The 22,655-nt window shown below is 57.1% G+C and carries 20 protein-coding genes; 14 read left to right on the top strand and 6 right to left on the bottom strand.

Annotated features, from left to right (window positions below; translation table 11 throughout):
- Positions 1–321 precede the first annotated feature (321 nt).
- The 9 genes from BLM14_RS28740 to BLM14_RS28700 all read left to right on the top strand — a co-directional run bounded on the left by BLM14_RS28740 (position 322) and on the right by BLM14_RS28700 (position 9,034).
- Positions 322–1,065 carry a FadR/GntR family transcriptional regulator gene (locus BLM14_RS28740; RefSeq protein WP_418314289.1) on the top strand — a complete coding sequence of 248 codons (744 nt, stop codon included), beginning with the start codon at positions 322–324 and terminating at the stop codon, positions 1,063–1,065.
- Positions 1,062–2,249 carry a PLP-dependent transferase gene (locus tag BLM14_RS28735; protein WP_100003473.1) on the top strand — a complete coding sequence of 396 codons (1,188 nt, stop codon included), beginning with the start codon at positions 1,062–1,064 and terminating at the stop codon, positions 2,247–2,249. The genes BLM14_RS28740 and BLM14_RS28735 overlap by 4 nt, the downstream gene beginning before the upstream one ends.
- A gap of 36 nt (positions 2,250–2,285) precedes the next feature.
- Positions 2,286–3,557 carry an ABC transporter substrate-binding protein gene (locus BLM14_RS28730; RefSeq protein WP_165788417.1) on the top strand — a complete coding sequence of 424 codons (1,272 nt, stop codon included), beginning with the start codon at positions 2,286–2,288 and terminating at the stop codon, positions 3,555–3,557.
- Between the two features lie 120 nt (positions 3,558–3,677).
- Positions 3,678–4,610: a carbohydrate ABC transporter permease gene (locus BLM14_RS28725; RefSeq protein WP_418314288.1), complete on the top strand. Its 933-nt coding sequence runs from the start codon at positions 3,678–3,680 to the stop codon at positions 4,608–4,610.
- On the top strand, positions 4,610–5,458 hold the full coding sequence (locus BLM14_RS28720; protein WP_100003471.1) for a carbohydrate ABC transporter permease: 849 nt from the start codon (positions 4,610–4,612) through the stop codon (positions 5,456–5,458). The genes BLM14_RS28725 and BLM14_RS28720 overlap by 1 nt, the downstream gene beginning before the upstream one ends.
- Positions 5,459–5,472: 14 nt before the next feature.
- Positions 5,473–6,543, top strand: a complete 1,071-nt coding sequence (locus BLM14_RS28715; protein WP_100003470.1) for an ABC transporter ATP-binding protein — start codon at positions 5,473–5,475, stop codon at positions 6,541–6,543.
- A 181-nt stretch (positions 6,544–6,724) separates the two neighbouring features.
- Positions 6,725–7,495, top strand: a complete 771-nt coding sequence (locus BLM14_RS28710; RefSeq protein ID WP_100003469.1) for an amino acid ABC transporter substrate-binding protein — start codon at positions 6,725–6,727, stop codon at positions 7,493–7,495.
- A gap of 85 nt (positions 7,496–7,580) precedes the next feature.
- Positions 7,581–8,261, top strand: a complete 681-nt coding sequence (locus BLM14_RS28705) for an amino acid ABC transporter permease (protein WP_100003468.1) — start codon at positions 7,581–7,583, stop codon at positions 8,259–8,261.
- The gene (locus tag BLM14_RS28700; RefSeq protein ID WP_100003651.1) at positions 8,261–9,034 is read left to right on the top strand and encodes an amino acid ABC transporter ATP-binding protein; all 774 of its coding nucleotides are present in this window, start codon (positions 8,261–8,263) and stop codon (positions 9,032–9,034) included. The genes BLM14_RS28705 and BLM14_RS28700 overlap by 1 nt, the downstream gene beginning before the upstream one ends.
- Before the next feature lie 174 nt (positions 9,035–9,208).
- Here the strand turns inward: BLM14_RS28700 and BLM14_RS31390 are convergent, their stop codons facing one another.
- From BLM14_RS31390 to BLM14_RS28685, 4 genes are all read right to left on the bottom strand, one after another.
- On the bottom strand, positions 9,209–9,382 hold the full coding sequence (locus BLM14_RS31390) for a hypothetical protein (protein WP_157929634.1): 174 nt from the start codon (positions 9,380–9,382) through the stop codon (positions 9,209–9,211).
- A gap of 113 nt (positions 9,383–9,495) precedes the next feature.
- Entirely contained in the window at positions 9,496–9,723 is a 228-nt protein-coding gene (locus BLM14_RS28695) for a hypothetical protein (protein WP_100003467.1), read from the bottom strand.
- An 84-nt stretch (positions 9,724–9,807) separates the two neighbouring features.
- Entirely contained in the window at positions 9,808–9,996 is a 189-nt protein-coding gene (locus BLM14_RS28690; RefSeq protein ID WP_100003466.1) for a hypothetical protein, read from the bottom strand.
- Between the two features lie 199 nt (positions 9,997–10,195).
- Complete coding sequence (locus tag BLM14_RS28685; protein WP_100003465.1) at positions 10,196–11,032, bottom strand: class I SAM-dependent methyltransferase; 837 nt, start codon at positions 11,030–11,032, stop codon at positions 10,196–10,198.
- A gap of 400 nt (positions 11,033–11,432) precedes the next feature.
- Here BLM14_RS28685 and BLM14_RS28680 point away from each other — a divergent pair, with 400 nt between their 5' ends.
- Positions 11,433–13,235, top strand: a complete 1,803-nt coding sequence (locus BLM14_RS28680) for a bifunctional diguanylate cyclase/phosphodiesterase (RefSeq protein ID WP_100003464.1) — start codon at positions 11,433–11,435, stop codon at positions 13,233–13,235.
- A 401-nt stretch (positions 13,236–13,636) separates the two neighbouring features.
- On the opposite strand, the gene BLM14_RS28670 is transcribed toward BLM14_RS28680, so the two are convergent.
- Positions 13,637–16,204: a DNA translocase FtsK gene (locus tag BLM14_RS28670; RefSeq protein WP_100003463.1), complete on the bottom strand. Its 2,568-nt coding sequence runs from the start codon at positions 16,202–16,204 to the stop codon at positions 13,637–13,639.
- 126 nt (positions 16,205–16,330) lie between these two features.
- A complete protein-coding gene (locus tag BLM14_RS28665; protein ID WP_133123928.1) occupies positions 16,331–16,612 on the bottom strand; it encodes a hypothetical protein in 282 nt (93 codons plus the stop codon).
- A 307-nt stretch (positions 16,613–16,919) separates the two neighbouring features.
- Here BLM14_RS28665 and BLM14_RS28660 point away from each other — a divergent pair, with 307 nt between their 5' ends.
- The 4 genes from BLM14_RS28660 (at position 16,920) to BLM14_RS28645 (ending at position 22,645) form a co-directional block, all read left to right on the top strand.
- Complete coding sequence (locus BLM14_RS28660) at positions 16,920–19,004, top strand: mechanosensitive ion channel family protein (RefSeq protein WP_237143743.1); 2,085 nt, start codon at positions 16,920–16,922, stop codon at positions 19,002–19,004.
- 98 nt (positions 19,005–19,102) lie between these two features.
- On the top strand, positions 19,103–19,690 hold the full coding sequence (locus BLM14_RS28655) for an ANTAR domain-containing response regulator (RefSeq protein ID WP_100003460.1): 588 nt from the start codon (positions 19,103–19,105) through the stop codon (positions 19,688–19,690).
- Positions 19,691–19,698: 8 nt separating this feature from the next.
- On the top strand, positions 19,699–20,988 hold the full coding sequence (locus BLM14_RS28650; RefSeq protein WP_100003459.1) for a CmpA/NrtA family ABC transporter substrate-binding protein: 1,290 nt from the start codon (positions 19,699–19,701) through the stop codon (positions 20,986–20,988).
- 358 nt (positions 20,989–21,346) lie between these two features.
- On the top strand, positions 21,347–22,645 hold the full coding sequence (locus BLM14_RS28645; protein WP_100003458.1) for a CmpA/NrtA family ABC transporter substrate-binding protein: 1,299 nt from the start codon (positions 21,347–21,349) through the stop codon (positions 22,643–22,645).
- Positions 22,646–22,655: the final 10 nt, after the last annotated feature.

The raw sequence follows: 22,655 nt of genomic DNA, 5'->3' as shown, positions 1-22,655 counted from the left end.
AAGTGATTGAATTCGTGCAAAAACCCCTCCCCGGAGCTTTGCTCCGTCCCTCCCCACAAGGGGGAGGGTAACAGCGCCTTGTCCTGCAACGCTCTTCCGCTTGGTGGGCCGCAGTCGTGACTGGCGCGACGTCTTTACCCTCCCCCTTGTGGGGAGGGAAGCTGCGCAGCAGCAGGGAGGGGCGGCGTCGGATGCGGTGGAACTTTTCAGGCGAGCCATGTGCCTGCGATTCTCTAAAAAAGACTTAGGCAAGCATTTGACTCGCTCTCCTTTTCATGCTGAATTGGCACAATGGTCCAACCAATTTAGGTGAAGTGTTTCGTGATCAGCCCGATCCTCTCTCCGGTACATACGCCATCACGCGACGACGCCGTGCTGCATGCGCTGGTGGATTTCGTGACGGGTGAGGGACTGACACCGGGTGACCGGCTGCCGACCGAGCGCGTGCTTGCCGAGCACCTGAAAGTTAGCCGGACAACGGTGCGCGAGGCGCTGACGCGCTGGCAGGAGCTAGGCCTTGTCGAACGGCGACAGGGCAGTGGCACCTATCTGAAAGCGGCGGTCACACGCAATATGCTGCACCTGCCGCTGACGCTGCCATCGGGCAATGACTTCAACAGCCTGATGCACACGCTGGAAATCCGCCGTGGCCTTGAGGCGGAAGCGGCCGTTCTCAGCGCCGAGCGCGCCAGTGATGAAGACATCGCTTTCATCGAGCAGAAGCTGATCAAAATGGAAGAAGCGTTCCATGCTCGCCACGGCATGTCCGCCGATGAGGACTGGGACTTTCACCTTGCGGTGTTCCGCACCTCCGGCAATCCATTGTTCGAACAGATCATCGCGGCCATGTACGAGATGTTCCACCGCTTCTGGGAGCATCCGCTCGGCGTACGGGATTTCGGCCATGCCAGTTTTCCCTATCACCGCACCCTATTCAACGCCATTGCCGCACGTGATCCCATCGGTGCTCGCGCCGAGGCATTGAAATTGATTGCCACCGTCGAGGATGACCTCAAGCGCGGTGCTGCAAACCTGAAAAAGCAGAACAAAAAGAGCCAAGCATGAGCGACAACCCGTATTTCCACGATCAGGACCTGATGGCGCAAGCCGCAACACTGCTTGCCCACGATGATCCGTTCCCCGGCGGTTCGGTGGTTCCGCCGATCTACCAGACCTCGCTCTTCACTTTCGACAATTATGCAGCGATGGCCGATGCCTTCGCGGGACGCAAACGCCAGCCCATGTATTCGCGCGGCGACAATCCGACCGTGATGGAGTTCGAAGCCAAGATCGCGGCGTTGGAAGGTGCCGAGGCAGCCCGCGCCTTCTCCAGTGGCATGGGCGCTATCAGCGCCATGGTTCTCGCCTTTGTCGGGGCCGGGGACCGGATTGTGGCCGTGCGCAATTGCTATGGCGATGCCTACCGGCTGTTCGAGCGGCTGTTGCCGCATCTCGGCATCAAGGTCGACTATGTCGACGGTTCCGATCCGGACGCGGTGGCGGCTGCCTTGCCGGGTGCAAAAATGCTGTACCTCGAAAGCCCGAGCTCGATGATGTTCGAGTTGCAGGATATTGCGCATTATGCACGGCTCGCCAAGCAGCACGGCGTGGTGACCACGATCGACAATTCCTGGGCAACGCCGCTGTTCCAGAAGCCGATCACTCACGGTATCGACCTCGTCATGCATTCGGCCTCGAAATATCTCGGTGGTCATAGCGATACTGTGGCCGGCGTCGTTGCAGGCTCGAAGGAAATGATCGACCAGATCAACGGCCGCACCTATTCCTATCTCGGCGCGAAGCTGTCGCCCTTCGAGGCCTGGCTGCTCCTGCGCGGGTTGCGCACGCTGACCTTGCGCCTGCCGCATCACATGAAGAGCGGACTGACCATTGCCGAGCGGCTGAAAGCACATGACAGTGTCGAGCGGATCATGCATCCGGCCTATTCCAATCATCCGGGCAAGGCGACGCTCAGCGGCTATTCGGGCCTGTTTTCCTTCGAGGTGACCGAGGATATCGACGTGCCAACCTTCATCGATGCGCTCAAGATCTTCCGCATCGGCGTCAGCTGGGGCGGTCATGAAAGCCTCGTTGTACCGGCGCTTGCCTCGTTGCAGCAGACGCCGGATGCCAATTCGATCGGGCGTTTCGGTGTCAGCCCGCGAACCATCCGCCTGCATGTGGGACTCGAAAGTGTAGAGGAGCTTTGGGCGGACCTCACCCATGCACTGACAAAAGCAAAACGCTGAACTTACTAAAATGGGAGCTTTATGATGCAAAAACGAATGGGAACATTTTTGGCAGGCGCGATTGCCGCACTGTCCATGACCGTCTCGGCGGCCTTCGCAGACACGACAATCAAGATGGTGGAGGTCATTTCCAGCCCGCCACGCACCGAACTTTTGAAGAAGCAGATCGCCAGTTTCGAACAGGCCAATCCGGGTACCAAGGTCGAGCTCGTCTCGCTGCCCTGGGGGCAGGCATTCGAGAAATTCCTGACCATGGTGCAGGCCGGCGATACGCCCGACATTGTCGAGATGCCAGAGCGCTGGATGGGGCTTTATGCCAATAACGGCCAGCTCGAGGATCTCGGGCCCTATATGGCCAAGTGGAAGGATGCGGGAACGCTGGGCGACCGCGCCAAGCAGTTCGGTTCTGTCGTCGATAACAAGCAGTACATGATCCCTTACGGCTATTATGTCCGGGCCATGTTCTGGAACAAGAAGCTCTTTGCGGAAGCCGGCCTCAAGGAAGCGCCGAAGACGCTCGACGAGTTCATGGAAGCCAACAAGAAGATCTCGGCGATCCAGGGCAAGTATGGCTACTGCCTGCGCGGTGGTCCGGGCGGCTTCAATGGCGTGCAGATGTTCATGAATATTGCCAATGGCAAGGGTGGCTATTTCAACGAGGATGGTACCGCGACGCTCAATGAACCGGGCGCGGTCAAGGGCCTCGAAATGCTCGCCGATATCTACAAGAACGGCTATGCGCCGAAGGACAGCGTCAGCTGGGGCTTCAATGAAGTCGTCACCGGTTTTTATTCCGGTACCTGCGCCATGCTCGACCAGGATCCGGATGCGCTGATCGGCATCGCCGAGAAGATGAAGCCGGAAGATTTCGGCGTCGCGCCGCTGCCGACGGGACCGAACGGCAAGTCCTATCCGACACTTGGCTACGCCGGCTGGGCCATGTTCGCCAATTCCAAGGTCAAGGATGACGCCTGGAAGCTGATGGGCACGCTGCTTGCTCCAGCGGACAATCTTGAGTTCGCCAAGAATGTCGGCGTTCTGCCGATCCACAACGGGGCTGACAAGGATCCGTATTTCGGTTCCGAAAGCTTCAAGGGCTGGTTCCAGGAACTGAGCGATCCGAAGACCTTCGAGTTCGTCACACCGCCGACGCATCTGGAAAACCTCGGTAATTTCTATGACTCGGTTTCGGTCAAGAATTTCCAGGAAGTGCTGCTTGGACAGAAGACGCCAAAGGCAGTGGCCGACGAATGGGCTGCGTTCCTCACCGAACAGCAGCAGGCCTGGATGGCCAAGAACAAGAAGTGATGTGACGTGAGTCGATGCTCCGGTGCTATGCGCCGGAGCATTTGCCTTTTGCTTTCACCAACCCATCAACCGGGTGGCGAAAGACAGGGAAGGTTTTGGCAAAATGAGGGGCCGAAAAACATGGTGATGCAATCGACGGTGGCAGGTTTGCCGCAGAAAAGCGGAAGGGAACGCGGTAAGCGCCGGTTCTCCGTCGCGTTCGAACCATGGTTCTATTTGAGCCCGGCGCTTGTACTGCTGTTGCTCGTGCTCGTCGTGCCACTGATCTTCGGTGTCAGCTATTCCTTCCGCAAATTCTCGGCATTCAAATCGGAATATGTCGGTCTCGCGCAGTATCAGGCCTTGTTGCACGACAAGGTCCTGGGCGACGCGCTGATGAACACCCTTTGGTGGACCGTCGCGAGCCTGGTCCTGCAATTCTTTCTCGGCCTCGGCCTGGCGCTGCTTCTCGACCGCGACTTCGTTGGCAAGAAATTCGTCCAGGCAATCGTCTTCCTGCCATGGGCCGTGCCTTCCTTCCTTTCCGGCCTGACCTGGGCCTGGCTGTTCAACCCGATTGTCGGTCCGCTGCCACACTGGCTCTTTGCGCTTGGCCTGAAAGCTGAGCCAACGAACATCCTTTCAGACCCGGCAACGGCGATGTGGGGCCCGATCATCGCCAATGTCTGGTTCGGCATACCATTCTTTGCAATAACACTGCTGGCGGCGCTGAAATCCATCCCGGGCGAGTTGCACGAGGCGGCAGCGATCGACGGCGCCAATCCCTGGCAGCGTTTCACCAAGGTGACGCTGCCCTTCCTCGCGCCGACCATCGCCATTACGGTGATGCTGCGGACGATCTGGATCGCCACCTTTGCCGACCTCATTTATGTGATGACTGAAGGCGGACCCGCCGGTTCCACCAATACAGTCGCCACCTATATCTATGTCAGCGCCTTCAAAACGTTGGACAAGGGCTACGCCTCGGCCGTCGCCGTGCTGCTGCTGGCGCTGCTCATCCTGTATGCGATCGTGCTGATCCGCATTCGCCGCTCGCTCGTGAGGTATGCCTGATGATTGCCGGACGCTCCCGCAACGCGCGCATCCTCGGCGGTATCGGCCTCTATGCCGCGGTCGGCGCCTACGTCATTTTCGCACTGTTTCCACTGTTCTGGACGCTGAAGATTTCGGTCACACCGCAGTCGTTGCTCTATTCGGAAGGCATCACGCTGTGGCCTTCCACCGCAACATGGGAAAACTACAAGACCGTGCTGCGCGCCACCGATTTCCCGCGCTACTTCCTCAACAGCGTGATCGTCTCGGTTATCACGGCTCTCCTGGTCACGGTCATCGCCTCGGCTGCTGGTTATGCGATGTCGCGCTTTTCATTCGGCGGGAAGACGACGGTCGCGGTGACACTGCTTCTGACACAGACTTTTCCGCTCGTCATGGTCATTCCGCCGATCTACCGCATTATGGGTCAGCTTGGGCTTACCAATAGCCTGACCGGCCTGATCATCATCTACACGGCCTTCAACATCGCCTTTGCTACCTTCCTCATGCAGTCGTTCTTCGACGGTATTCCGAAAGATTTGGAGGAAGCCGCGATGATCGATGGCTGCAGCCGCAGCCAGGCGCTGCGCAAGGTCATCATCCCGCTGACGCTGCCCGGCATGGCCGCGACACTGGGTTTCGTCTTCACTGCCGCATGGAGTGAACTGCTCTTCGCACTGATGCTGATCAGCAGCGAAAGCCAGAAAACCTTCGCTGTCGGGCTCCTGACCTTCATCGGCAAGTTTGCCGTCGACTGGGGTCAGATGATGGCAGCCTCCGTGCTCGCTCTCATTCCAGCCTGCCTGTTCTTCGCCTTCCTGCAACGCTACCTCGTCACGGGCCTCACGGCTGGTGCAGTGAAGGGCTAATAAAGGACCAACCAATGGCTTCTGTCACCATCTCCAACGTTCAGAAAAACTACGGCGCCATGAATGTGCTTTCGGCCGTGGATCTCTCCATTGCCGACGGCGAGTTTGTGGTCCTTGTCGGCCCCTCCGGCTGTGGCAAGTCCACGCTGCTCAGGATGATCGCCGGGCTTGAAGAAATCTCGGCTGGTGAGATCAAGATCGGCGACCGGGTGGTCAACGACGTGGCGCCGAAAGACCGCGATATCGCCATGGTGTTCCAATCCTATGCGCTCTACCCGCATATGGACGTAGCTTCGAACATGGGCTTCAGCCTGATGCTGCGCAAGACCGCCAAGGAACTGGTCCTCGACCGTGTTGGCAGTGCTGCCAAGCGGCTCGGTCTCGACGTCTACCTGCAGCGTCTGCCACGCCAGCTTTCCGGTGGTCAGCGCCAGCGCGTTGCCATGGGACGCGCCATCGTGCGCGATCCCAAGGTGTTCCTGTTCGACGAGCCATTGTCCAATCTCGATGCCAAGCTGCGCGTGCATATGCGTACGGAGATAAAGGCGCTGCACCAGCAGCTGAAGACCACCTCCGTCTATGTTACGCATGATCAGGTGGAAGCCATGACGATGGCAGATCGCATTGTCGTCATGCACGACGGTGTGATCCAGCAGGTTGGAACCCCGCTCGAACTCTACGATCATCCCGCCAATCTGTTCGTCGCGGGGTTCATCGGCTCGCCCGGCATGAATTTCTTGCCGGCCGTGGTAGCGCGTGATGGCAACAAGGTTTCGGCTGAACTGACAGATGGCCAGATGATACCGCTTCGGCCCGAACTGAAGGTCGAGGATGGCGACAGGGTAACCGTCGGTATCCGCCCGGAAAATATCGAAGTTGGCAGCGCTGATGCGCTGAAGGCAAAGATCGAAGTGATCGAGCCGCTTGGTTTGTCGACCCAGTTCTATACGCAACTCGCAGGACAACAGGTCTGCATTTATGCGATGGGGCGGACGGACCGCGGTCCAGGCGATACGATCAGTCTCGGCATCAAGCCGGCGGATGTCCATGTTTTCCATGGCAAGACAGGCATAAGGCTGGACTAGCGAAAATCAGGGATTGGACGGCCAGATGGCCTGGAATAATATTCCCCCATTTTGGCGATTTCTGGTATTAATTTCACCGTTCTGGGCGCTGCGTCAGCGATGAATGCCTATGCAGCGTCGTAGCAAAGTGACATTTTTCAGTCATTCGCCGAAAGGCATATAACAAACGGATGGAAACAAGATGAACTGGTTGAAATCACTCCTCGTCGTTGGCGCCCTCGCAATTGTGCCTGCACAGGCACAGGCTGCCTCCAATCTCGAGCAGATCAAGGCGGCAGGCGTTTTCAAGATCGGTACGGAAGGCACCTATGCCCCGTTCACCTATCACGACGCCTCGGGCAAGCTCGTCGGCTTTGACGTGGAAATCGGTGAGGCCATCGCCAAGAACCTCGGCGTCAAGGCAGAGTTCCTGGAAGGCAAGTGGGACGGACTGATCGCGGGCCTCGATGCCAATCGTTACGACACGGTAATCAACCAGGTCGGCATCACCGAAGCGCGCAAGCAGAAGTACGATTTCTCCGAACCCTATATCGCGTCCAAAGCCGTGCTGATCGTCAAAGGTGATAATAACGAGATCAAGGGCTTTGCCGATCTGAAGGGCAAGAAGTCCGCGCAGTCGCTTTCCAGCAATTTCGGCAAGATCGCCCAGGAAGCCGGTGCCGAGCTCGTCGGTACCGACGGTTTCGATCAGTCGATCCAGCTGGTGCTCAATGGCCGCGCCGACGCTACGATCAATGACAGTCTGTCCTTCCTCGATTTCAAGAAGCACAAGCCCGATGCCAATGTGAAGATTGCCGCCCAGCAGGAGAACGCCGATTTCTCCGGCATTATCATCCGCAAGGGTGAACCGGACCTGCTCGCTGCCATCAACAAGGCGCTGGAGACGATCAAAGCCGACGGCACCTACCAGAGGATCGCCGACAAGTATTTCGGCCAGGACGTTTCGAAGTAACAGCCGTTTACGATTGATACTTTTTACGCTCTAAGAGGGCAGGGAGCAAAACTCCCTGCCTTTGTCTTTGGAGGGAGAATCCGCTTTGTCCCATTGGCTGACATTGATGCTCGAATCGTTGCCGTCCCTCCTGTGGGCGGGGCTGATTTTCACCATTCCGCTGACATTGCTGTCTTTCGTGCTCGGCCTCACGGTCGGCCTCATCGCTGCGCTCATCCGGCTCTTTGCGCCGGGTCCGTTTGCAGCGGTCATCAAGTTCTACGTCTGGATCATTCGCGGTACGCCGCTTCTGGTGCAACTCTTCCTGATATTCTACGGCTTGCCCAGCGTCGGTATAGTGCTTGACGCTTTTACGGCGGCGCTGATCGGCTTCACGCTGAACATCGGCGCCTATACGTCGGAAATCCTGCGCGCCGTCATCTCTTCAGTTCCCAAAGGGCAGTGGGAAGCGGCCTATTCGATCGGTATGAGCTGGTCGCAGGCCATGCGCCGCACCATCTTGCCACAAGCAGCAAGGGTTGCGGTACCACCCCTGTCGAATACCTTCATTTCGCTGGTGAAAGACACTTCTCTGGCGGCTGCAATCACCGTGCCGGAACTGTTCCAGGCGGCGCAACGCATCGTTGCGACCACCTACGAGCCGCTTATTCTCTATGTCGAGGCGGCGCTGATTTACCTCGCCCTGAGTTCGGTCCTGTCATCGCTGCAAGCACGGCTTGAGACCCGGCTCAATCGCTATGGCGGGTTCCTGGAGGCACGCTCATGATGATCGAACTGAAAAACATCGTAAAGCGCTTCGGTGATCTGACGGTTCTCAACGATGTTTCGCTGAGCGTTGCCGAAGGCGCGGTCATGGCGCTGGTTGGCCCGTCCGGCGGCGGCAAGAGCACGCTGCTGCGCTGCATAAATCTGCTTGAAATTCCGACTTCAGGTTCAGTGGAGATCGCAGGCGACAAGCTTGAGTTTCATCCCGGCGCCAGGATGAGCGGGAAGCAGGTACAGCTGCTCCGGCGCCACACCGGGATGGTCTTCCAGAACTTCCAGCTGTTTCCTCACCGCACCGTGATCGAGAACATCACGGAAGGCCTGACGACGGTTCTCAAATGGCCGAAGGAGAGGGCGCGGGAGCGGGCGATGGCGCTGCTCGAGAAGGTGGGGCTGGCGCATAAGGCCGAGGTCTGGCCATCAACGCTTTCCGGCGGGCAGCAGCAGCGCGTGGCTATCGCCCGCGCCCTGGCACCGTCACCGAAAGTTCTCTTGTGCGACGAGCCGACGTCAGCGCTCGATCCGGAGCTTTCAGGCGAGGTGGTCGACGTGCTGGCACAGCTGGCGCGCGAAGGCACGACCATGGTCATGGCGACGCATGATCTCCGTTTGGCCTCAAAGATCGCCAATGAGGTCATCGTGCTGGATGGTGGCGTGATCGTCGAAACCGGCACGTCGCGCGATATCTTCACGCAGCCGAAGCGGGAGCGCACCAAGCGGTTCATTGCGACACTGATCCATGAAGAAGGCCACACCTACGGCGAGGGGATTTGAGTAGGCGGCCGAGGGCGAAGATGATCAACCAAGATCAGCCTTCGCGGAAAGCTCGTTTCGCCTGGTCCATCAGGGGCTTGATGAAGTAGGGCGCGACGATCCGGTCGCCAGTCTTGATGAAGGTCTCGACTGGCCTGCCTGGAACGAGCTCTCTTCAGAGTAAGCACTCACCTGTCAAGCAACGTCGTCTTCCACCAGCTTCTGGCGACCAGCTTCGACGGCTTCTTCTTCGGAATCGTAGGGGCCAACGCTCGATCCCTCGATCCCGTCCATGGTGATGACATAGTACCAACGGCCATCGTCGTTCTTCTGGGTAGCCCTGACGGATGCTTCGGGTTCCTCGACCATGTTTTGCTCCTGTTTCCTGATCATGCTCCAGTCAATGTATGCCGTAAATTGTATCGATGGTGTGACAAGTGCCGATCTGTGGAGCTGGGCAATGCACCGTCCATCGCATTACCTTAGTGCACTTCCTCGCGAAGTTTCTTCCCTTTATACCCAGGCGGTATTCCGGTGACTTCGTGAACCAAAGCGAGGGTTTCCAGCCAGGCGGCAATGTGCTCCGGGATTGGCTGTCCGCCTTCAGCCCACGCACGCACAAGGAAGCGGTCGCAATCGAGTATGTCGGCGAGCGTCTCTTGCGACCAGAACAGATAGGCCAAGCATTCGGTAAAACGGATATGGTCCATACGATGTCCAAGGTTAGGGGCGCCATCATACCAGTTCTGTATAGCAGTTTTTGGACAGGTCACATTTGCCTGTCCGCAAAAGGGCTATTTGCCAATCTTGATGGTCTTGCCATCGCTGCTCGATAGCGCTTTCTTGATCGCGTTGAGAAATTCTTCCGGATCATCAATCGAGATGTTTACGCTCTTAGGCGCATTAAAGGGATTGAGGCCCGACAGTTTCAAATTTGCACTTTGTTCTTCATATCTGATTTCCTGAAGTTCCCGGATACGCATCAGTATTTTCTCCTGTATCGCCGCACGGCAGAGTATTCGACGACACGTCTCATCAATTCTTCTGTCATAATCAATCGACAATAGGAGTTATAGGGCCAACAGCTCTGTGGCTTGCAAGATGGTGGCGCTAGGCAGTTTGCCTCCGGAAGGCCAAATCGCTTTGTTCCTGCCGCAACGGTGGAGCTTCAGCAGCCTCATCCTACTGGACGCAGCCCTGCTTGCGACCGGTAGCTACATTCATGGCAATTCTGCTCATGACAGTTCCATCCGCAGCGGCGGCCTTGACCTTTGCTTCGAACTCCATTCGAATCCCCTCGAGCCGCTTTGCGGGAAGTTGGGCGAGTTTGTGCCACGCCGGATGCACGATGGATTTGGCCCACACCGCCAAAGCATCGTCCAGGTGCATTTCATGCTCCTGCAGAAGCTCCTCACTGATTTCCAAAGCGTCGAAGCCCGACGATTCCAATAGCTTGCCGCATTTTTCGGGCGTGTTGGCGGCAGTGGAATAGGGAAGAAATATGCCGTGGCTGGACGCAATTTCTGCGATGATGCTGTTGATGCCGAATGGCTCGCCCGGTGCGTCGAAAGCGACGATCCCGCCAGGCTTCAGCCACTTGTTCCATGTCTTCAGCGCCCTCAACGGGTTTGAGAGAAGCACGAAAGCCGAGGAGCACAACACCCTGTCAAAACTTGCGTCTTCCAATTCGATGATTTCCGCATCACCCTGGATGAACTGGATGTTGGTCAGACTCTGCATGCCAGCCTTGAAATGCGCCTGCGTGAGCATTTCTGACGAAAGGTCTATGGCGACGACCGAACCTTCGTTGCCGATGAGTTTGCTTGCATGCAGCGCAATACGCCCGGTCCCGGTTCCGATGTCGAGCACCGAGAGACCCGGTTCAAGTCGCGCGTGCTTGATGACAATTGATGCGAGCTTCGGATGAATTGCGTCCTGATCGTAGGTTTCGCTCCGGCGATCGAAATAGTCGGCAGTGAGGCCCTTATAGTCGGAGCTGTCTTCAGTCTCGTCGCGCATACGGCAGTGCCCGTGTTGTCAGTGACACCAGTACCAGGATCGTTTTGCCGATCCTTCCGCGGTGTATGAGTTCACTTGATTTCGAGCATAGGGTGTCTGGCAATAGTTTGAGTTACCTTTTGTTTTTAAGTTGGCTCAACACAACTCCACAAAACGTCAACTGTTCCAAACCTAAACCAAAAGGGTTAGGATTAGTTAACTCGGCGAAGGGCCGGACGTAAGCGCGAAGCGGCCTTGCTCGTTCCGAATAAAAGATCACGTCCGACAAAAGTCTTGGCGAAGCGGCCCACAAACGAACCGCACGAAACTTCATAAAACTGTCATCTTTGGGAAACGAAAAATTCAAGGGTAGGCGGGAAGTATCGATCCGTCAGTAGCCTCTTCCTACCTGGAGTTCTTCATGAGTTTCCGCCCAGCCGAAATGTTGGTCTTGCGCCGTTTTGGCGACGATCAGCTTGTCACACTCGCCAAACTCGCGATCGAAACCGCGTTTCAGCCTGTGGTGGAAGCTGCAACGGGCGCTACGTTCGGTTATGAATCGTTGATGCGCGGCTATGATCGGCTTGGTTTCCAATCGCCGCTGGAGCTTCTGGACAAAGCTTACGATGTCGGTCAGCTCCTGGAGCTCGAGCAAATGGTCAACAGCCGAGCCTTTGCAAGCTTTTCCGGATTGCCCGGCTATGCCCAGCGAATGCTGTTTATCAATATCGACGCCAGGCTTATCGGTACTGGCGGCGATATCATCGAAAAGCTGACTTATCATCTGGCCAAAGCCAATATACGCTCTTCATCCATCTGCTTTGAGTTGTCGGAGCGTTTCGACAATGCGCAGGACCCAGCCTTTGCCGACCTCATCAAGAAGTTGCGTCATTCCGGCTTCAAGCTGGCCATCGACGATTTTGGCGTCGGTTTCAATGGCCTGAAGCTCCTTTGCGACTTTCCGACCGACTATATCAAGATCGATCGTCATTTCGTCACCGGCCTCGACATCACGCCGCGCAAGCGACATATCGTCAAGCAGATTGTTCAGACGGCTCATATGCTGGGTGCCCGCGTCATAGCGGAAGGTGTTGAAACGGAAGCGGAATTTGTGATTTGCCGCGATCTTGGATGTGATCTCGTCCAAGGCTATTTCATTGCTCGTCCGACCATAAATGTCGGTGAGTTGCAGGATTCATATCCGCATCTCGAACAGGCGGGTTCCGCACGCAGGCAAACCGCGACGCTGGACAGCATTCTCATCCGCGCGCAGATCCAACCTCTGCCTGCTGTCCGCGAAAACGAGGACCTCGACAAGGTTTTTGAGCTTTTCCGCAAGAATCCGCAGCAGAGCTTCTTCCCGATCCTGAGTGCCAACGGCGAACCTCGCGGGGTTTTGCACGAGTATCATGTCAAAGGAATGATCTATCATCCGTTCGGCCGCGACCTGTTGAAAAACCGTATTTATCAGCGCGGGATCGCACATTTCGTGACCGATGCCCCGATCGCCGATCTCGATACGCCAGCGGAGCAGATGCTGAAGATTTTCGCGGGCATGGATGGCAGTGATTGTGTGATCCTGACGGAAAATCTTCGTTATGCGGGAGTGCTTTCCGCTTCGTCGCTGCTCAAGATCATCAATGAAAAACAGCTCAAGACTGCCCAGGACCAGAATCCTTTGACCGGTTTGCCAGGTAACCGGTCCATTCGCGATTACGTTCAGGATGCCATGCGCGACGGATCGGAGAAACGCTTCTTCTGCTACTGCGATTTCGACAATTTCAAACCGTTCAACGATCACTACGGCTTCCAGAAGGGCGACCTCGCCATCGCCCTCTTTGCCTCCCTGCTCAGGCACCATTTCGTCGGGGAAGACAAGTTCCTGGGGCATGTGGGCGGCGATGATTTCTTTGTTGGCGTGACCGGAGGAACTTCCGCGGAACTGGAAAAGGTTCTGACCAGTTTGCTGCAGGGTTTTGCTGCCAGCGTGCGCGAGCTCTATACAGCGGAAGACCGCACCGCCGGCACCATTCGCGCCCATGATCGCGCTGGCGGCGAATGTCAGTTCCCCTTGATGCGTTGCAGCATCGCCGTACTGGAGATCAGCGAAGATCATGTTTATTCGGATGTAAACCGTGTCAGCGCGTCGATTGCCGCGATCAAGGCTTCGGCCAAGGCCAGCGCCACGGGTCTGGTGTTCAAGACGCTCATCGAGACAGCTTAGCCGCCACAAGTGCACGCGGTACCTCAACCCTTCTCTTCGGGAGATCCTATGTTGCATGGCAGCATTTTGTTGCATTGCAGCAAAATTAGCGTACCTTATCGGGGTAGGGGGGAGCAACTGTTCACAGAGGGTGCCGACAATGCTCCAAGTTGTAATACTTATCTGCTCAACGAGCCTTTCACCTGCTGATTGCCAGACCGATACGGCGCTGGACGTAATCGTGGGGCCTCAGGCGAGCAATGCGATGATGTGCGGCCTGCAAGGTCAGGCCTACGTGGCAAGAACAGCCATCGTAGGACGCTCGCCAAACGAATACATCAAGATCAGATGTTCGCCGCCAAAAGCTGTCAAAGCTGCCCAGCGTCAATCGCTCTAACAGCGCTGCAGCATTTGGCGCGCTGTCATTGAACGTCGGCGACGCCTTGGGAAGTATTGTCCCTGTTGCCAGTCAATATTTCGCGCTTGCCCACATGATTGGCCGGGCCAACGAGGCCTTCCTTCTCCATGCGCTCGACCAGCGAGGCGGCACGATTATAGCCGATCTGCAGGCGGCGCTGGATATATGAAGTCGAGCATTTCTTGTCGCGCAGTATGACCTTGACTGCCTGGTCGTAGAGTTCGTTGCCGTCTTCAGCAGCCACATTTCCCTTGTCGAAGACTGCGCCGTCATCGGTCTCGACGTCTTCTTCGTCGCTTTCGTCCGCCGTGACCGTGTCGAGATAGTCGGGCCTGCCCTGAGCCTTGAGGTGCGCGACGATCTTCTCGACCTCTTCATCGGAAACGAAGGGGCCATGGACACGGGAAATGCGCCCGCCGCCAATCATATGCAGCATGTCACCCTGGCCGAGAAGCTGCTCTGCGCCCTGTTCGCCCAGAATGGTCCGGCTGTCGATCTTGGATGTTACCTGGAACGAGATACGCGTCGGGAAATTCGCCTTGATGGTACCGGTGATGACGTCAACCGAGGGGCGCTGCGTGGCCATGATCAGGTGGATGCCAGCGGCACGAGCCATCTGGGCGAGGCGCTGGATCGCCCCCTCAATGTCCTTGCCAGCGACCATCATCAGGTCAGCCATTTCGTCGACGATGATAACGATATAGGGCATGGATGTGAGATCCATGGCCTCCTGTTCGTAGACAGCCTCGCCGGTTCCCTTGTCAAATCCGCTTTGCACTGTGCACATCACGGTCTCGCCGTTAGCCCGGGCAGTTGCAACACGGCTATTGAAACCGTCGATATTGCGTACGCCGAGTTTCGACATTTTCCGGTAGCGGTCTTCCATCTCCCGTACCGCCCATTTGAGAGCCATCACGGCCTTCTTGGGGTCGGTGACGACCGGCGTGAGCAGATGCGGGATGCCATCGTAGATCGACAGCTCGAGCATCTTCGGGTCGACCATGATCAGGCGGCACTCATCCGGGGTGAGCCGGTAGAGTAGGGACAGGATCATCGTGTTGATGGCGACTGATTTGCCCGAGCCGGTGGTGCCGGCGACGAGCAAATGCGGCATCTTGGCGAGTTCGGCGATCACAGGCTCGCCGCCGATCGTCTTGCCGAGGCAAAGCGCCAGCTTGAACTTGGTCTTGTCGAAATTTTCCGAGGCAACCATTTCGCGAAGATAGACAGTTTCGCGGGTCGCGTTTGGCAATTCGATGCCGATGACGTTGCGGCCAGGAACTACGGCGACGCGTGCTGAAAGTGCCGACATGGAGCGGGCAATGTCATCGGCGAGGCCGATGACGCGCGAGGATTTCACGCCCGGCGCCGGTTCGAACTCGTAAAGCGTCACGACAGGGCCAGGGCGCACGTGAATGATCTCACCGCGGATGCCGAAATCTTCCAGCACGGCTTCAAGGAGGCCGGCATTCTGCTCCAGCGTTTCCTGTGAAATGGTAACAGCGTCCTGAGTGACTGCTTCCTGCAACAGCGCCACGGGCGGCTTTTCGTAGCCTGCGTGCACGGCCGGTGGCATGTGTGCCTCCGCCGGATTCGTGATCGCGAATTGTTTTGGCCGGAGCGGAGGCCGGACCGGGGCGATATCGCGACGCCGCGCGATGGTGCGTTCTGGAGCTGTGATGGCGGGAACGGGATCCGGATCGGCAGCCGGGCTCAAGTCGGGGGTGTCAGCAATGTTCAACACTGGCTCAGACGGCGCTTGTACTGCCTGGCTCGCTTCAACTGGCATTGGATCAAGAGGCGGCGCGGAAACGTGCTGTTTGGCCACGTCATAACCGGGCTGGATCTTCTTGCATTCTACGACGCGAAACCGTGCGGTGATTTCATCGGGACTGAACTGTGGACGCGGCTTTAAAGGCACTGCGGTAACAACAGGCAGGATGTCGCCCGCAAGATCCATCGACTCAAAGAACGCGTAATCCGACACATAAGCGAACGGCGAATTATCCTGCGGTGGCTTGTTCGACTGCCGCAAATCAGGAGTGGCACGAGCGGCGTTCGATGTTCTCGGTGGAGCTGCCGGAGTGGGCGCTTTTGGCGGGGCAGCCGGCGTGCGCGGTACAGGAATGCGGGAAGGTGCGGGCTTATCTGCAGGATCGGCCGCCTTGACGGATGCCTCGCTCGTTGTGGAGCCCTTGCCCTTCAGAAGTTCGCTATCGGGCGTACGGGTGAAGCGGACATTTTCGGAAAGCGAGAACATGCGTTTCGAAATCGGTGCGGAAGATGGGTCCATGTTCATCTGTTCTGCTGGCTGAGGGCGGCTCGCCGGGGCCGCCGATCTGCTCTGGGTGGGCGGCGCTACCGGACGTTTGACAATTACGGGCTCATATTGTGCCGGCTTTTGAGGGCCGGCGTGACCAGTCGCTGCTTCCCGACCTAGGGAGGGGCGAATCTCGGTTAAGTGTGCAGGGTGCGCCGATGGGACCGGCTCGCGAATCGGCCGTTCTACGAATTCGTCCTCAAACCCGTATTCGTCTGTTTTAATTGGAAAATTTGTTCTGGGGATACGCATGATGCCTGCAAGCGGAATGATGTGAAGTTACCCATAGGGCTTGCTATTTGAATAGAAAGCCAAGGTTAACAAGTCGCTACTTTTGCGGCTGCAGGTGATGGATTTTGAAGCGTGGGCTTGTGGGCCCTACTTCCAGACCTCGATTTTTGCGATTGTATTTTTTGGGGTCATGGTCAGTTTGTATTGTTCGTATCGCGTGCGATCGTCACATGTCACACGCACGACCGTCGGACCGGATGCCGAAAGGACCTGGTCAATCTTGGCTTCGCTTACCTTGTCGCACCAAAATCCGGCACTGCGAATTGCCCTTGCGGCCTGACGTTCCAGCGTGCGTGTCTGTACCGTTTCGGCCGCCGCAAAACCCGGCATTGCGGCCAGCATCAGAAGAACAGGTAAAGTGCGTCGCATGTCTAACCTCGATCCAGCCAATTCACATGCCTGTGTTAGGCATAAACAGATGTTCACGTTTACAAAGAATGCTGCACAGCGTTCGGTAACGCAATGATAACTGTAACAACTTTGACGAGGCGATGTTTTTATCCAACAATCATCTGGCCGATGGTACAAAATGGTTGCTGCACTGCCACGCCGGGTAAAGCAACGTTTCGCTCCGTTCGGTGTGACGAATCCGGGCCAGGAGGCCGCGCCAATGTATCGTGATTTCATCTCAACGCGATTGTTCGTGACATGCGCGGTCGCTTTGTGGGTTTGCGCAATGTTCATCTCTGCCGGGCTGGCGCAATCGGCAACGCCTGCCCCCCCGCCGGAAAAGGTTGAGCAGCTCCTGAAGCTCCTGGATGATCCTGACGTCAAGGCATGGATCGCGACAAAGGGCGCGCCGGCGGCGGCAGAGACTCCGGTCGCGCCTGCAGCGGATGAGTTTATGCTTTGGTCGAATGCCGTTCGGTCGCATTTGCGGGGCCTTGGACAAGCCATTCCGGCGATTCCTGCCGAGTTTTCAGGGGCGAGCTCTACGATCATGACCGAAATCAACGGGCGAGGGCCGGGAGCAATCCTGGTTCTGTTCGGCGCATTTGCGGCGCTCGGCTTTGGCGCCGAATTTGTCTTCCGGCGACTGGTCAGCCAGGCAATAAGGCGGAACGTTGCGCCCGTTACGATCGAGGGAGGCACGCCCTCGCGGCATCACATGATCGGCCGGTCGATCTTCGCAGCCATCGCACCCTTGGTGGTCTTTGCTTTGGCCAGCATCGGTGCTTTCCTTGCTTTCACCTGGCCGCCGCTGCTGGCCATGCTTGTCCTTCCCATGCTTGTCGCCCTGATTGCTTGGCGTGTGATCACGCGATTGACCGCCATTCTTCTGGGATTTCATCGCGAGCAATCGACGCCCGGCGCGCAAAACAAAATGCGTCTTATTCCGATGGATGATGTGATGGCCGCCTTCTGGTATCGACGGGTTGCTTTGTTCGCAGGCATCTTTTTTACGGGATGGGCGGCGGCCAGAGTGATGACCGCACTCAATTTCACGCCCAACGCCAAGAGCCTGATCGTTTACATCATGGGCCTTGGTCTGCTGGCGGTCGTACTGGAAACCGTTTGGAACCGCCCGGAAGCCCCTATTGCTTCGCGGGCCTATCGCGTCAAGGAGTGGCTGCTTACATTTTATCTGTGCCTGCTATGGCTCTTATGGGTCGCCGGCATGAGCGGGGCGTTGTGGGTCGGCATCTATGCGCTCATTCTGCCGCCGATTTTAAGGACCACCAGCACAATCGTGAAGTCGTTCTTCGCCGGACCTGACGATGCGCCAAGGCCCAGGAACCCGATCCTCGAAGTGCTCATCGAACGCGGCGCAAGGGTGGTCATCATCGCCCTCGCAGCCGCCTGGCTTGCCGCAGTCATTCGCTTGCGTGCAAGCGGATTGATGGAGGATGAAGCCGCCAGCCGCATCATCCGCGGCGTACTGAGCGGCGTGGTGATCCTGCTTGCCGCCGACCTCATCTGGCATATGGTCAAGGGCCTCATCAATCAGCGTATCGAGCGTGCCCGCATCGAAGGTGGCGATGAAGCTGCGCTGGCCCGCAGCGGACGGCTCATGACCTTGCTGCCGATCCTGCGCAATTTCCTTGCGGTGCTCATCGCCGTCATCGCCGTCATGATGGTTTTGTCCGGGCTCGGCGTCGCAATCGGTCCATTGATCGCAGGCGCTGGCATTTTTGGCGTCGCAATCGGTTTCGGCTCGCAGGCGCTGGTCAAGGACATCATCAGCGGCGTGTTCTATATGACGGATGATGCGTTTCGGGTGGGAGAATATATCCAGAGCGGCAGCTACAAGGGCACTGTCGAATCCTTCAGCATCCGCTCCGTCAAACTGCGCCACCATCGCGGTCCGATCTTCACTGTCCCCTTTGGTACATTGGGTGCGGTCCAGAACATGAGCAGGGATTGGGTCATCGACAAGTTCCTGATCTCGGTGAACTACGACACGGATATCGCCAAGGTCAAAAAGCTCGTGAAGGGTGTCGGTGCAGCGCTGCTTGAGGATGAGGAATTCGGGCCGCAGATCATCGAGACGGTAAAAATGAAGGGCGTGGAGGCCTTCGGCGACTATGGCATTAACCTGAGCTTTGCCATGATGACGAAACCCGGCCACCAATCCACCATCCGGCGCCGTGCCTATGCGATGATCCGCGAAGCCTTCGCGGAGAACGGTATCGGGTTCGCGTCGCCGACGGTCCAGGTTGCCGGCAATGAAGATCATTCAGCCAGCGCGGCGGCAGCGGCCACCAGAGACACCATGGCTCGCAAGAAAGCTGCATTGGAAAAGCCGCCGGAGGAAAGCTAAAAATCCGCCGGGTCCCCACGGGCGTCCGATTATGTAATTAATCGTGCTGTGGCTGAATGTAGCATTGCACAATATTCATGCATGCGCAAAAATAAGGCATGAAGGCTGCACTATCCATCATGATCTTTGACGAAAACCGCATTCGCGCCTCCATCATTGAAGAGGGGTTGCGGGAGGCGGGCCATGATCAAGTGGTGGTGCTCCACGATATTGTCGGGCTTGCACGCCAGATCGAAATCATTAGCCCGGACGTCATCGTCATCGATATCGAGACGCCAAACCGCGACATGCTTGAGCATTTGTTCCAGCTGACGCGCTCGGTGCGCAAACCCATCGCCATGTTTGTCGATCGCTCCGATACATCGTCCATCGAGGCAGCGGTGGAGGCGGGTGTTTCGGCCTATGTGGTCGATGGCCTGAAGAAAGAACGTGTAAAGCCCATCCTCGATATGGCGGTCAGCCGGTTCAAGGCCTTCAGCCGGCTCCAACAGGAACTGGCGGATGCCAAGAGCGCGCTCGAGGAGCGAAAAATCATCGAACGCGCCAAGGGAATTTTGATGAAATCCCGCAAATTGACTGAAGATGAGGCCTATGCGCTTTTGCGTCAGACGGCCATGAACGAGAAGAAAAAACTTGCCGATATTGCCCAAAGCGTCGTCATGGCGGCGGCAATTCTGGGAAGTTAGGAGCAGTCATGAGTTTCATTCGAACCGGGATTGATCGCAGCGACAGGAATGGGCTTGCCGCGCCAGCCGCAATACGGCGTGAAGGGACAAGGCTGGTTCGCGCAGGGTTCATTCCGCTTGTCGACGCCTCCGTGCTCATCGCTGCTGCGGAATTCGGCTTCGCCGCACGCGAAGGCATTCAGCTTGAGCTGGCCAAGGATGTCTCCTGGGCCAATATCCGCGATCGGCTGGCATTCCGGCAGTTCGATGTGGCACATATGCTTGCACCCATGCCGGTTGCCTCCGCGCTGGGACTTGGTTCCAACCCGTCGCCAGTGATCACACCTTTTTCCCTTGGCCGCGGCGGCAACGCCATTACACTTTCGGTGCAGCTCTATCGCCGCATGCAGGCCAAAGCGGAATTGACCGGGCATGAAAATGCACTGGCCAACGCCAAGGCGCTCAAGCTGGTGATCGAGGAAATGCGGGAGAAGGGTGAAGCCCTACCTGTTCTGGGCATGACCTATCCATTTTCGTCGCACAATTACGAATTGCGCTACTGGCTGGCCGCCGGGGGCATTCATCCCGATCGTGATGTGAAACTCGTCGTCGTTCCGCCGCCGATGACATCGGATGCGCTTTCGGCTGGTGCAATCGACGGGTTCTGTGTCGGTGCGCCGTGGAACATGGTGGCAGTTTCGCGAGACGTGGGCCGGATTGTAGCGGTCAAGGAAGACATCTGGCCATCTAGTCCGGAAAAAATCATCGGAACGCGGCCCGAATGGGCCGAGCAGAATCCGGAGACCTTGTCACGGCTCATCGTTGCGCTCGATCGTGCTGCAGCCTGGTGCGATATTTCCGAGAACCGGCGCGAATTGGCGCAAGTACTCGCTGAGCCGCGCTATCTCGATGCACCATTCGACATTGTTCATCGCGTCCTGCTCGGCAGCTTCACTACGGATCCTGACGGAACCGAGCGGACGGTCCCGGAGTATTTTTCGTTCCATCGTGAAGGCGCCAATTTCCCCTGGATCAGTCAGGCGCAATGGATTTTCAGCCAGATGGTGCGATGGGGGCAGGCAGCCTATTCGCCGGAGACCAGTCGACAAGTATCTTCGGCCTTCCGTCCAGATCTGTATCGGAATGCTCTGGGATCGCGTTCCGATATCCCGTCCGATGATTTGCGGATCGAGGGAAGTGCGACGGATGATGGATTTATCGATGGTGCCGTATTCGATTCGCAGAATATTCCCGGCTATCTGCAGGGGTTCAATATCCAGACTTCGGATGTAGGTTCTCCGGAACAAGGTGAAATTTGAGGCGGCATAAATTTTGTGCTGTGCACAATAAATTTGCATGGATTCGGTGCATTTGCACAAATCGCTCGCTTTGGGTTCCTCACCACGCAGTTAAGCCCATTGGGCAATTCACATAAATAAGCAATCTATAACAACAGGTTATATTTTTATCGTCAATCTGGCACGCGGTTTGCATAACTAATTTTGTTCCGTCAATGACGACAGGAACCGCAGGCACCAATATCGGGTGCTTCAAAGACATCGACGTCGCTTGGGCAAGTTCATTCCACTGGTTCATTTCCAGGAGTGTGCGGCACCCAGCGGCGTTTTTTTATGGCTCAACCGGCTGGAAAGGCCGAAGCGTTTCAGGGGAAATATGATGAAAGACATTCTGTCGACTGGCATATCAAGACGAAAGCTTCTGAGGGCAGGCGGAACGCTGGCGCTCCTTGCTGCTGCCAAATCTGCCTTTCCTGCCGGCGCTTATGCAGCTGCTGCGGGTCCGGAGACAACAAAGGCAACACTCGGCTTCATTGCGCTCACCGATTCCACGCCATTGATCATCGCCAAAGAGAAGGGCCTGTTCGCCAAATATGGCATGCCTGATGTCGAAGTGGTCAAACAGGCTTCGTGGGGCACGACACGCGATAACCTGGTGCTGGGATCTGCCGGCAATGGCATCGATGGCGCGCATATCCTGACACCGATGCCTTACCTCATCAGCACCGGCAAGGTGACCCAGAACAACCAGCCTTTGCCCATGGTCATTCTTGCACGCCTCAATCTCGACGCTCAGGCCATTTCCATCGGATCCGCCTATGCCGATCTGAAGGTTGGCTCCAATTCCGGTGTTCTGAAAGAGGCTTTTGCCAAGAAGAAAGCAGAGGGCAGCGCGGCCAAGGCTGCGATGACATTCCCCGGTGGTACACATGATCTGTGGATCCGCTACTGGCTTGCCGCAGGCGGCATCGACCCGGACAAGGACGTCGAAACCATCGTCGTTCCACCGCCGCAGATGGTTGCCAACATGAAAGTCGGCACAATGGATTGCTTCTGCGTTGGTGAGCCGTGGAATGCGCAGCTCGTCAATCAGGGCATTGGTTACACTGCAGTCAATACCGCGGAAATCTGGGCCAAGCATCCGGAAAAATCCTTCGCCATGCGCGCCGATTGGGTAGAAAAAAACCCGAACGCCACCAAGGCGCTGCTGATGGCAGTGATGGAGGCTCAGCAATGGGCTGATGACATGGCGAACAAGGACGAACTGGCGGCAATCGTCGGCAAGCGTGCCTGGTTCAATGTTCCAGCTGCGGACATCGCCGGACGTTTGAAGGGCGACTACGACTACGGCTCCGGGCGAGTCGAAACAGCGAGCCCTCATCTGATGAAGTTCTGGCGCGATCATGCCTCCTATCCGTTCCAGAGCCATGAAAAGTGGTTCCTGACCGAGAACATCCGCTGGGGCAAGTTCGCTCCTGATACGGACATCAAGGCGCTGGTCGGCAAGATCAACCGTGAAGACCTCTGGCGTGAAGCCGCGAAGGAACTCGGCGTTGCGGCGGCGGATATTCCGGCCTCGACGTCGCGGGGTGCCGAGACCTTCTTCGACGGCAAGGTCTTCGACCCGGATAACCCGCAGACCTATCTCGCCAGCCTCGACATCAAACGTTTTGCGTGAAGGAAACCGG

Source organism: Phyllobacterium zundukense, assembly GCF_002764115.1.
In the GTDB taxonomy this organism is placed as follows: domain Bacteria; phylum Pseudomonadota; class Alphaproteobacteria; order Rhizobiales; family Rhizobiaceae; genus Phyllobacterium; species Phyllobacterium zundukense.
Note: the sequence above shows the minus strand (reverse complement) of the source record. Positions and strands in the feature narration are given on the sequence as shown.